Source organism: Saccharomonospora sp. (genome assembly GCF_027317685.1).
Classification (GTDB): Bacteria; Actinomycetota; Actinomycetes; order Mycobacteriales; family Pseudonocardiaceae; genus Saccharomonospora.
The window spans coordinates 1-11,619 of the sequence record NZ_DAHVQP010000002.1; the positions used below are offsets into that span (position 1 = coordinate 1).

At 67.4% G+C, this 11,619-nt stretch carries 8 protein-coding genes; 2 read left to right on the plus strand and 6 right to left on the minus strand.

All coding sequences use genetic code 11. The features are described 5' to 3' along the window. Positions 1 to 16: 16 nt before the first annotated feature. From betT to M7H19_RS00105, 3 genes are read right to left on the minus strand one after another with little or no spacing between them, the layout of a single operon-like run. Positions 17 to 1,627, minus strand: a complete 1,611-nt coding sequence (gene betT / locus M7H19_RS00095; RefSeq protein ID WP_298175549.1) for a choline BCCT transporter BetT — start codon at positions 1,625 to 1,627, stop codon at positions 17 to 19. Between the two features lie 6 nt (positions 1,628 to 1,633). Next, positions 1,634 to 3,295 carry a choline dehydrogenase gene (betA, locus tag M7H19_RS00100; protein ID WP_298175551.1) on the minus strand — a complete coding sequence of 554 codons (1,662 nt, stop codon included), beginning with the start codon at positions 3,293 to 3,295 and terminating at the stop codon, positions 1,634 to 1,636. 4 nt (positions 3,296 to 3,299) lie between these two features. Then, positions 3,300 to 4,787: an aldehyde dehydrogenase family protein gene (locus M7H19_RS00105; RefSeq protein ID WP_298175553.1), complete on the minus strand. Its 1,488-nt coding sequence runs from the start codon at positions 4,785 to 4,787 to the stop codon at positions 3,300 to 3,302. 210 nt (positions 4,788 to 4,997) lie between these two features. On the opposite strand from M7H19_RS00105, the gene M7H19_RS00110 reads away from it, so the two are divergent. Further along, entirely contained in the window at positions 4,998 to 5,567 is a 570-nt protein-coding gene (locus tag M7H19_RS00110) for a TetR family transcriptional regulator (RefSeq protein ID WP_298175555.1), read from the plus strand. A gap of 106 nt (positions 5,568 to 5,673) precedes the next feature. Here M7H19_RS00110 and M7H19_RS00115 read toward each other — a convergent pair whose 3' ends face one another. After that, a complete protein-coding gene (locus tag M7H19_RS00115; protein WP_298175557.1) occupies positions 5,674 to 7,071 on the minus strand; it encodes a tannase/feruloyl esterase family alpha/beta hydrolase in 1,398 nt (465 codons plus the stop codon). 197 nt (positions 7,072 to 7,268) lie between these two features. Between M7H19_RS00115 and M7H19_RS00120 the strand changes: the two genes are divergently transcribed. Next, on the plus strand, positions 7,269 to 7,715 hold the full coding sequence (locus tag M7H19_RS00120; RefSeq protein WP_298175559.1) for a hypothetical protein: 447 nt from the start codon (positions 7,269 to 7,271) through the stop codon (positions 7,713 to 7,715). Positions 7,716 to 7,817: 102 nt separating this feature from the next. Here the strand turns inward: M7H19_RS00120 and M7H19_RS00125 are convergent, their stop codons facing one another. Both M7H19_RS00125 and M7H19_RS00130 read right to left on the minus strand, forming a co-directional pair. Further along, the gene (locus tag M7H19_RS00125) at positions 7,818 to 9,734 is read right to left on the minus strand and encodes an acyl-CoA dehydrogenase (protein WP_298175563.1); all 1,917 of its coding nucleotides are present in this window, start codon (positions 9,732 to 9,734) and stop codon (positions 7,818 to 7,820) included. A 57-nt stretch (positions 9,735 to 9,791) separates the two neighbouring features. Beyond that, a partial coding sequence (locus tag M7H19_RS00130; protein ID WP_298175561.1) for a thioredoxin domain-containing protein occupies positions 9,792 to 11,619 on the minus strand: 1,828 nt, incomplete at its 5' end.

An 11,619-nucleotide genomic window follows, 5' to 3' on the forward strand; every position in this document is an offset into this window, starting at 1 on the left:
GTTCCACACTCGGACCTCACCGTTTCGCGGCGACCCTTTCGGACTCGGCGTCGGACTTGCCCTCGGACCCACCCGCCGGCAGGAACTGGTCGGTGCCCTGTCCTTCCTGGCGTAGCGCCTTGTACAAGCCCCACATCACCAGCACCATCACCACCGAGAACGGCAGCCCCATGATGATGGTGGCGTTCTGAAGCGTCCCGACCCCGCCGACGATGAGCATCGCCAAGGTCAGCACGCCGATGACGGCGGACCAGAACACCCGGACCCCCGACGTGGCCTCGGCGGTGGGCGTCGGCAGCTTCGACGTCAGGTTGCCCAGCACCAGGGCGCCCGAGTCGGCCGAGGTGACGTAGAACAGCAGGCCGACCACCGTGGCCAGGCCCGCGCTGAACGTCACTCCCGGATACTGCGCCAGCAACGTGTAGAAGCCCTGCTCGGGAGTGTTCGCCGCGACCTGGCCGAATTCCTCGTTGCCCTGGCGCACGAGTCGCAGGGCGCTGTTGCCGAACACCGACAGGAACGCGGCCGTGAACAAGAACGGGATGATCAAGGTCGCGGCCACGAACTGCCGGATCGTGCGCCCCCGCGAGATGCGGGCGAGGAACAGACCGACGAACGGCGCCCACGCGATCCACCAGGCCCAAAAGAACAGTGTCCAGGAGTTGAGCCACTCGGTGGGCCGGTCGTAGGCGAAGGTGTTCAACGTCATGTCGCCGAAATTGGCGAGATAGTCACCGATGTTGAGCACCAACGCGTCCAGCAGGTACACCGGGTTGTCGGCGAACAGGATGAACAGCATCAACAGCCCCGCGAGGATCACGTTGAGCTGCGACAGTCGCCGAATTCCCTTGTCGACGCCGGAAACCGCGGACACCGTGGCCAGCAGTACCGCCAGCACGATGAGCCCGGTCTGCGCCGCCGTTCCCTGCGGTATGCCGAACAGGAAGTTCAACCCGAAGTTCAGCTGCACCACGCCGATACCCAGCGAGGTCGCGACGCCGAACACCGTGCCCAAGGAGGCGGCGATGTCCACTGCGTGACCGGCACGACCGTGGATGCGCTTACCGATGAGCGGATACAGCGCCGACCGAACCGCCAACGGCAGGCCACGGCGGAACGCGAAGTACCCGAGCGTCATACCCATGAGCGCGTACATGGCCCAGCCGGTGATGCCGTAGTGGAACAACGCCCACACCACGGCGTCCTGGGTGGCCTCCATCGATTCCGGTTCGACCTGCGGTGGGTCCAGATACTGCGTCACCGGCTCGGAGACCGAGAAGAACATGAGGTCGATGCCGATGCCCGCGGCGAACAGCATCGCTCCCCACGTGAACATGTTGTATTCCGGTTTGGACTCCGCGGGGCCGAGAGTGATCTTGCCGTACTTCGATACGGCCAGAAACACCACGAAAACGATGATCGACGTGGCGAGCAGGATGTAGTACCAGCCGAATCCTTCCGAGATCCAACCGACGAGGACACCGATGGTGTCCCCCGCATGTCCCGGAGCGATGATCCCCCACAGGGCGATCACGAGGATGATCGCCGACGCTCCGATGAACGTGACGCGGTTGATGTCGATACTGCGGTTGTCCTTGGCGAGCTTATGTTCGCCGCTGTCGGACACGGAGATTCACCTTTCTTCGGGGGTACGTTCACACCGGTAGTAGGGGACGTCGGCCGGCAGCAGGGGCGTGTTGCCCAGGATGAGGTCGGACGCCTTCTCGGCGAGCATCATCACGGGTGCGTAGATGTTGCCGTTGGTGAGATACGGCATGGCGGAGGCGTCGACCACTCGCAGGTTCTCGGTTCCGTGGACGCGCATGCTGGTGGGGTCGACGACGGACATCTCGTCGATGCCCATGCGCGCGGAGCACGACGGGTGGTAGGCGGTCTCGGCGTCCCGTGCCACCCAGTCGAGGATCTCCTCGTCGGTCTGCACGCCGGGTCCCGGTGAGATATCGCCGCCGTTGAACTCGTCGAGCGCGGGCTGCTTCAGGATCTCGCGAGCGACACCGATGGCCTCAACCCATTCCTTGCGGTCGTTCTCGGTGGACAGGTAGTTGAACCGCAGAGCCGGCTTGGCCTTGGGGTCGACCGACTTGATCTTGACGCTGCCCCGGACGTCCGAGTACATCGGTCCGATGTGGACCTGATAGCCGTGCGGTGTGTCGATCTGCGTGCCGTCGTAGCGCACCGCGATCGGCAGGAAGTGGAACATCAGGTTGGGGTAGTCGACGACGTCGTTGCCGCGCACGAAACCACCGGCCTCGAAGTGGTTGGTCGCCGCGGGGCCGGTCCGGCCGAGCAGCCACTGCAGGCCAATCTTGGGCCGCCTGTGCATCTTGAGCGCCGGGTTGAACGACACCGGCTGCTTGCACGCGTGCTGTACGTAGACCTCGAGGTGGTCCTGGAGGTTCTCGCCGACACCAGGCAGCTCCTGGACGGTCCGGATGCCGAGCGGCTCCAGGTGCCGCGAGTCGCCCACACCGGAGAGCTGCAGCAACTGCGGCGTGTTGATCGCCCCACCGCAGAGGATGACCTCGCCGCCGTAGATGTTCTCCGGCCGGCGGCCGAGCCTGGTGGCCGACACGCCGATCGCCCGCTTGCCGTTGAACAGCACCTGGTTGACGTGCGTCAGGCACTGCACCGTGAGGTTGGGCCGGTGCTTGACCGGGTGCAGGTACGCCCGCGAGGCCGACCAGCGCCGACCGTTGCGGACGTTACGGTCGAACCGCGCGAAGCCTTCCTGCCGATAACCGTTGACGTCGTCGGTGAGCGGATATCCGGCCTGCTGCGCGGCTTCCAGGAACGCGCCGAACAGCGGGTTCTTGGCGGGGCCCCGCTCCAGCCACAGCGGGCCGTCGTCACCGCGCCATTCGTCGCCGCCGGCGCGGCAGTTCTCCATGCGCTTGAAGTACGGCAGGCAGTGGGCGTAGTCCCAGGTCTCCATGCCCGGATCGGAGGCCCACCGCTCCAGATCCATCGGGTTGCCCCGCTGGAAGATCATGCCGTTGATCGAGCTCGACCCGCCGAGTACCTTGCCGCGACCGTGGTACACGCGGCGACCGTTCATGTACGGCTCGGGCTCGGACTCGTAGCGCCAGTCGTACAGCGGGTTGCCGATGACCATGGTCAGCGCCGCCGGCATGTGGATCAGGATGTCCCAGATCCAGTCGGGACGGCCGGCCTCCAGCACGAGGACGTTGACCGACGGGTCGGCGCTGAGCCTGTTGGCCAGCACGCATCCGGCCGATCCCCCGCCCACGATGATGTAGTCGTACCTCCTGGCCACTGCTTCAGCCCTCCTTCTCCGCGCCGGCGAACCAGCGCATGGGTGCCGGGTTGATGTTGTGGTAGATGTGCTTGGCCTCGCGGTATTCGTCGAGGCCGGTCGGTCCGAGCTCGCGCCCGATGCCGGATTTGCCGAAGCCGCCCCACTCGGCCTGCGGCACGTACGGGTGGAAGTCGTTGATCCACACGGTGCCGTGGCGCAGGGCGTTCGCCACGCGCTGCGAACGGGACGCATCGTTGGTCCAGACCGCGCCGGCGAGGCCGTATTCGGTGTCGTTGGCGATCCGGATGGCCTCGGCCTCGTCGCTGAACCGTTCGACCGTCACCACGGGACCGAAGACCTCTTCGCGCACGGCCGTCATATCGGCGGTGCAGTCGGCGAACACGGTGGGACGCAGGAAGAAGCCGTTCGAAAGCTCCGGTTCGGACGGGCGTTTTCCACCCGTGACGAGCCGCGCGCCCTCGGCCACGGCGCGTTCGATGTGGTTTTCGACCTTGGCCCGATGTTCGGCGGAGATGAGCGGTCCGCACTCCGTGCCCTCGTCGAGGCCGTTGCCGAGGCGGATGGCGTCGGCGCGGCGAGCCAGTTCGGCGACGAACTCGTCGTGGATGGAGTCCTGCACGATCAGCCTCGCTCCCGCCGAACACACTTGTCCGGAGTGGACGAACGCGGCGGCGAGCGCGTAGTCGACGGCGGTGTCGAAGTCGGCGTCGGCGAACACGACGTTGGGGTTCTTTCCGCCGAGTTCGAGGGCGACGCGTTTCACGCCCTCGGCGGCCAGCGCCATGATCTTCCGGCCGGTGGCCAGGCCGCCGGTGAACGACACCAGGTCGACCTCCGGGTGCCGCACCATGGCCGAGCCCACGTTCTCGCCGTCACCGAGCACGAGGTTGACCACGCCGCGGGGCACGCCCGCCTCCTCCAGGAGGGCGACCAGCGTGATCGTGGTGAGCGGTGTCAGCTCGCTGGGCTTGATCACCATGGTGTTGCCCGCGGCCAGCGCGGGGGCGACCTTCCAACAGATCTGCAGCAGTGGGTAGTTCCACGGCGCGATGAGCGCGCACACGCCCACCGGCTCGTAGACGATACGGCTGACCACTCCGGGGTCTCCGGTGTCGACCACGCGGCCCGCGTCGGCGTCGGCCAGGCCCGCGTAGTAGCGGAAGACGTTCGTGACGTCGTCGACGTCGATACGGCCCTCGGCCAGTGTCTTGCCCGTGTCGATGCTCTCCTGCCGGGCGATCTGCTCGCGGTCGCGCTGCAGCAGCTCCGCGACTCGCCTCAGCAGATCGCCACGTTCACGGGCCGATGTGGACCGCCACGGTCCAGATTCGAAAGCACGTCGTGCGGCGCCCACGGCGGCGTCCACGTCGTCCGGTCCGGCTTCGGACACGGTCGCCACCGTGCTGCCGTCGTAGGGGTTGAGCACGGCTCGACCGCCGGTCGACGTCGTCGCCTCGGTCCAGGCTCCGTCGATGTAGAGGTCTCTCATAAGGCAGGCGTCCAGCCTTCCTCTCCATTAATGTGACACACGCCACAGATTTTATGTACGCTTGTACATGTTATATGTACGTTCGTACATAGCGGAAGTGTGAGGCTGGTTAACCACGTCTGACGTGGTGTGATGTCATGGATTCGCACGATTCGCACGACGGGACACCGTCGTGACGGTGGGGCGCGCAACCGGAGGGGAGCCACGCGCATGACGGCGCAGGGGGCGACGACACGTAAACGCACACGCGGTCCCAACGACCCGGACCGACGCAACCGCATCGCCCGCGCGGCCATCACCGTCATCGCCGAACGCGGCATCAACGCACTGACCCACCGCGTGGTCGCCGCCGAAGCCGGCGTGCCGCTGGGGTCGACCACCTACCACTTCGCCACACTCGACGACCTCGTCGCCGTCGCCCTCGACGAAGCGGCGCGGCGCAACATCGCCGCCCTCCGCGAGTGGAACGCCGCCCTGCCCGCCGACGCGGACCTGGTGGCCGCTCTCACCGACCTCGTCCTCGACTCGGTGACGAAACAGCGCGCCGACACCATCGCCGAGTACAACCTCTACGCCCTCGCCCTCCAACGACCCCACCTGCGCAGGGCCGCGGTCGCGTGGGACAACGCGCTGGCCGACGTGTTCAGTACCCGCACAGACCCGCTCACCGGGAGAATGGTCGCCACGTTGACGTGCGGATTGATGATGCAGACGGTGCTCGGAGACACCCCGCCGCGCCGGGAAGACATCGAAGCGCTCTACCGGCGCGCGTTGGGCTGACCACCCACGGCGGGCCGAACCCAGGCTCGCAGGCCGTCACACCGCGCGAACGCCGCACGGTGGTTCCGGACCGAGGTGCTGCCGGTCGGAAGAGGTCAGTTCCCGCTCAGTTCAGAGCGCACGTGGTGACCAGCTCCTCCGGCGTGGCGTCGGCGGGGCGGGGAATCGTCGCCGACTCGGGCAGCGGCGCGCCGTCGGCCAGGTGGGCCTCCAACGCTTCGAAAGCCGAGCGATGACACGGCGCCAGCCCCCGCAACTTCTCGGGATGCTGGTCGACGAACGAGTCGGTGTGCGTGCCGTCCTCGATGCGGTAGTGACGGTGCAGGTCACCGCGTCCCTGCTCGCGCACCATCTCGGCGTAGACGTCGGAATCCTCACTGATGGGCAGCAGGACGTCGAGAGTGCCGTGCACGGTCAGCAGCGGTTTACCGATCTTCCCGGTGAGGCCGATGCGTTCGACCGCCTCGTGCACCTCCGCCGGCCTGTTCCGATAGTCGTAGTCGGCGTCGCACGCGGGCGTGCCCGGCTCGCAGTAGGGATGGCCCGCTTCGAGGTCACCGGCGAATTCCGGGTCAATCTCCTCGCGGTAGATCCGCTGGGTCAGATCCCAGTAGATCTCGTAGTGGGACTGCCATAGAAACTCCGAGCCCTCGGGGAAGCCGGCCGCCACCATCGCCGCGTGCGCGGCATCGGCGTCCTCACCGCCCTCGGCGTAACGGGGGTAGGCCGAGGGCACCTCGGGCAGGTACTCCACGAGGTTCGGACTTTCCTCCGACCACAGCGACCCTTCCCAGTCCACGCCACCGTCGTAGAGTTCGGGATGGTTCTCCAGCTGCCAGCGCACCAGGTAGCCGCCGTTGGACAGTCCTGTCGCGAGCGTCGTCTCGGGAGCGCGGTGGTAGTGCTGGGCCACCACCGCCTTGGCCGCCACCGTGAGTTGCGTGACGCGGAAATTCCACTCGGCGATCGCGTCACCGGGCCGGTCGCCGTCGGTGTAGAACTCCGCTCCGGTGTTGCCCTTGTCCGTGGCCGCGAACGCGTACCCCTTCGACAGGACCCAGTCGGAGATGGCCCGGTCGTTGGCGTACTGCTCGCGGTTCCCCGGTGTCCCCGACACCACCAGACCACCGTTCCAGTCCTCCGGCAGGCGCATGACGAATTGCGAGTCGTGGTTCCAGCCGCGGTTGGTGTTGGTGGCCGAGTCGTCGGGGAAGTAGCCGTCGATCTGCATGCCCGGTACCGCGTCGGGCACGGGAAGTGCCTCCTGCGTCAACCCCGCCCAATCGTCCGGGTCGGTGTGTCCGGTACGGACCGTGCCTGTGGTGGTGAGATCGTCCAGGCACGTCACCACCTGGTGATGTGCGCCCGGAACGATCACCGGGTGTTTCCCGGGACAGTTCCACGTCTGGCTCCGGGCGGGCTCGGCGACAGCCATGTTCGAGCCGACCAGGGGCACGGCGACGAGTAAGGACGACAGCACAGCCGTGGTGGCTTTTCTTCGCATCACGTGATCTCCGGTTTCGACGGCACCCGCATTCGCGACACGGCACCCGCATTCGCGACACCGTAGAAGCCGCCGGCACCGCGGGAAATGTGCCCGCCGCCCACACTCGCGGCCCTCGATGTGGCTGTCGTTGACATGGCCCGGAGCAGCTACCTCTTCCTACCGTGGTTGGAATCACAACGACGTGAGGAGGATTCGTGAGCACCTTCGCTCGCACGCGACGTCTCCTGCTGCTCCTACTTTCAGCAGTGCTCCTGGGCGCGCCTTTGTCCGCGCACGCCGCACCACCGAACACCGCGAGCATCACGGAGGTCCCCGACTTCGGCGCCAATCCCGGCAATCTCCAGATGTTCCAGTACGTTCCCGAAGGCCTCGCCGAGGGCAGGCCGGTGGTGGTCCTGCACGGATGCACACAGAACGCCACCGACTACGGCAACGACACGGTGGGCGGCTACCCGCGCGAGATATACGAGGACAGTGACGGAAACGCGGTCGTCGAGGCCGTGACAGTCACCGGCATGGGCCACGGCCAGCCGGTCGACCCCGGCACCGGCGAAGGACAGTGCGGCAACGCGGCAGCGCACGCGCTCGACGTGGACGTCTGCGCCGCCTGGCACTTGGGACAGACGTGGAATCTGTCGTGAGCCACGGGACCGGGACGCAAGGCCTCCTCGCCTTCGTCTCGGTCCTGACTCGTCGACGGCGCCGATGGCCGTCTGCTCAACGGCCGAGCGGCCGAGACCCGATCAGGTCCAGTCCAGCATCGGCACCCGCACCAGCGACTCCGGAATCGCGAAGGCGTCCACCAACGTACGTGCGTGGGGACGCAACTCGCGGCACAACCGGTTCACTCCCGCGATCACGGCCTTCGCCCTGGGACTGGTCAACCTGCCGTGTTCCAGAAACCAGGCGCGATCGGCCTCGATCATGGACAGCACGTACAGATCACACACCTTGTCCAGCAGCTCCCGCGCCCGCTCGTCGTCGCAACGCGCGACGGCCGCGACGAAGGAATCCAGCACGACCCGTTCGATGTGCACCCGAGCCGCCCGCAGCACGTGGTCGTGGGCGCTGTTGAACACCTCGAACGCGTTGTCACGCGACGCGGCGCGCAATCGACGCGCCACCCCCTCGAGCACATGCTGCTCCCTGTCGGCGAACAGTTTGCACTGCCACGCCCGGTCGAACACCGCGCCGTCGTCCTCCCGCGTCGGACTCGCGTCCACGAGCCGTTCCACGACCTTTCTCGCGGCCGTGCGTTCCATCACCGCGCCGACGAACTGCTCGGCGACGAACCGGGCTGTCGCAAGTGGACTCAAGTCCTCGAACTGGTCCTTGTAGTTCGTGAGCAGACCTTTCGCCACGAGCTGCAACAGCACCGTGTTGTCGCCCTCGAACGTCGTGAACACATCGGTGTCGGCCTTGAGCGAGGGCAGCACGTTCTCGGCCATGTACCCCGCACCACCGCAGGCTTCCCGAGCGGCCTGGATGGTGTTCGTCGCATGCCACGTGGCGACGGCCTTCAATCCGGCGGCCAACGATTCCAACTCCCGCTGGCCACGGTCGTCGGCTCCCGCCGCCTCACCCCCGCCCTGCAACTCGCCCAGCTTCGCGACGAGGTCCTCCTGCGCGAAGTGCAACGCGTACGTCGTCGCCAGCGCGGGCAACAACCGACGCTGGTGGGAGAGGTAGTCGAGGATCACCACCTCGTCGCCGTCCGGTCCTTCGAACTGGCGGCGACGTTCGGCGTAACGGACGGCGATGGTCAACGCTCGTTTGGTGGCGCTGCCCGCACTGCCCGCGATACTGATGCGTCCGCGCACCAGCGTGCCCAGCATGGTGAAGAACCGTTTGCCGTCGCTTTCGATCGGGCTGGAGTAGGTGCCGTCCTCGGAGACGTCGCCGTAGCGGTTGAGCAGTGCCGTGCGTGGCACGCGTACGTGGTCGAACGCCAACCGGCCGTTGTCGACGCCGTTGAGCCCCGCCTTGGGTCCGTTGTCCTCGACGGTGATCCCGGGAAGCACCTCGCCCCGCTCGTTTCGGATCGGCACCAGCAGCGCGTGCACGCCGTGCGACTTACCTTCCGTCACGAGCTGGGCGAACACGACCGCCAACCGGCCGTCGCGCGCCGCGTTGCCGATGTAGGTCTTGTGCGCGAGGACATCGGGGCTGTGTACGACGAACTCGGCGGTGTCCGGGTCGTAGGTGGCCGTGGTCCGCAGACCCTGCACGTCGGAGCCGTGCCCCACCTCGGTCATCGCGAAGCAGCCCAGCAGCGAACCCGAGACGATGTCGGGCAGGTAGCGCTCGTGGTGTCGACGCGTACCGAGCAGGTGCACGGCACCACCGAACAGGCCCCATTGGACCCCGGACTTCACCATGAGAGAGAGGTCACCGAAGCCGAGCATCTCGAACGACACCACGGCGGCACCGATGTCACCGCCACCGCCGTATTCGGTGGGGAACCCCAAACCCGGCTGTTTCGTCTCGGCGAGGGCGCGCAGTTGTCGGGCGACATGCTCGCGGTGTTCGGTGACACCGAGCCGCGTCGTGTCGAAGGCACCGTGTTCCGCTTCCTTCGCCAGGTGTTCCCGGACATCTCGGCGGACTTCGGCCAGGCGACCGTCCAGCATTCGCGTCAACACTGCCGTCAGCGTGTCCATGGCCCCCAGCCTGCCGGAGGAACCCTCCTCGCGCAGGTCGAAGATCACGCAGCCGGGTCAGAGAGATCGAATGAGGGCTTCCGGCGTCGTCACCGGACGATCACAGACATAGCCCCGACACACGTAGGCCGCCGGCTGTCCGTCCACCAACGGACGGTCGGTCAGCAGCGGAACCCCCTCAGCCTCGGGAGCGCCGCCCAGCACCACACCTCCGCCGTGGACATGCTGCGCGGCCTGTTCCACGAATCGCGCCCGTTGCTCGGCATCGGTGCCCACGACGGCGACCTGCACCGGCCCCGACAACAGCGCCTCCGCCACCGACAACCAGTGCCCCGCGAATCGGGGGACCTGCTCCACCAGCACACCCGCCCGGGCCAGTGCCTCCTCACACGCGGCCCGGTACGTGCCCGCCCGCTCGGGACCGGCCAGCGCCGACGCCGTGAGCAGCGCGCTCGCCAACGCCGACGCCCCCGAGGGACTCGCGTTGTCGGTGGGGTCGCTGGGCCGGTGCACGAGCTCCTCGGCGTCGACCGCCGTGTCGTGGTAGGCACCGGGCGTGTCCTCCACCCCGAAGCGCCGCAACGCCGTGTCGATCAGTGTCGTGGCCTCCACCAACCACCGGGGTTCGCCGGTGGCCTGATGCAGGGCCAGCAGTCCCTCGGCGAAGCACCCGTAGTCCTCCAACACTCCGGCGGCCTCGCCGACGACGCCGTCGCGGGAGCTGCGTCGCAACCCGTCGTCCGCCACGTGCGCGTCGAGGACGAACTCACCCGCGGCCACGGCGGCCTCGACCCAGTCCGGCCGTTGCAGGGCGACACCGGCCTCGGCGAGCGCCGTGATGGTCAACCCGTTCCAGGCGGCGATCACCTTGTCGTCGCGGGCGGGCTGAGGTCGCTCGTTGCGGGCTTCGAGCAGTGCGCTCGTCACCCGCATCCACCGGGCGGGATCGTCCGGGTCGCGCGGAAGCCGGAGGGTGGAGGTTCCCCGCTCGAACGTGCCCTCCTCGGTGACCCCGAACGTCTCGGCGGCCCACGCACCGTCGTCGGGACCGAGCACGTCCACCAGTTGTTCGCGGGTCCACACGTAGGTCAGGCCCTCCACACCCTCGGTGTCGGCGTCGAGGGAGGAAGCGAACCCGCCCTGCGGTGTGCGCAGGTCCCGCAGCAGGAACTCCGCCGTCTCCCCCGCGACGCGGTGAGCCAGCGCGGACCCGGTACGCCGCGCGAGGTGTGCGTAGCAACGCAACAGCAGTGCGTTATCGTACAACATCTTCTCGAAGTGCGGAACGGCCCAGGTCGCGTCCACGGAGTACCGTGCGAAGCCGCCGGCGAGCTGGTCGTAGATGCCGCCGCGCGCCATGCTCTCGGCCGTCATATCCACAATGGATAGAGCTTCCATCGTGCCCGTGCGCTCGTAGTGGCGGAGCAGGAACTCCAGCACCATCGACGGCGGGAACTTGGGCGCCCCACCGAATCCGCCGTTCTCCGGGTCGACCTCGGCGCGCAGTTTCGACACGGCCGACGAAACGGTCTCGGCCGTGACGGGCCGGCGACTCAGTGGTTTGGTCTGCTCGGCGATGTGGTCGACGATGCGTCCCGCGCCCTCGACGAGTTCGTCGCGACGTTCGGCCCACGCCTGCGCGACCGCCGTCAACACCTGCTTGAACGACGGCATCCCCTGCGTCGGCACGGGCGGGTAGTACGTACCGCAGTGGAACGGTTCGCCGTCGGGGGTGAGGAAACACGTCATGGGCCAGCCGCCCTGACCCGTCATGGCCTGGGTGGCCGTCATGTACACGGCGTCGATGTCCGGCCGTTCCTCCCGGTCCACCTTGATGTTGACGAAATGCTCGTTCATGAAGGCGGCGACGTCGGCGTCGGCGAAC

Excerpts from the sequence above, each read along its gene's own strand:
- M7H19_RS00105 (WP_298175553.1), bottom strand. The coding sequence starts at position 4,787 with ATGAGAGACCTCTACATCGACGGAGCCTGGACCGAGGCGACGACGTCG.
- M7H19_RS00110 (WP_298175555.1), top strand. The coding sequence starts at position 4,998 with ATGACGGCGCAGGGGGCGACGACACGTAAACGCACACGCGGTCCCAAC.
- M7H19_RS00115 (WP_298175557.1), bottom strand. The coding sequence starts at position 7,071 with ATGCGAAGAAAAGCCACCACGGCTGTGCTGTCGTCCTTACTCGTCGCC.
- M7H19_RS00125 (WP_298175563.1), bottom strand. The coding sequence starts at position 9,734 with ATGGACACGCTGACGGCAGTGTTGACGCGAATGCTGGACGGTCGCCTG.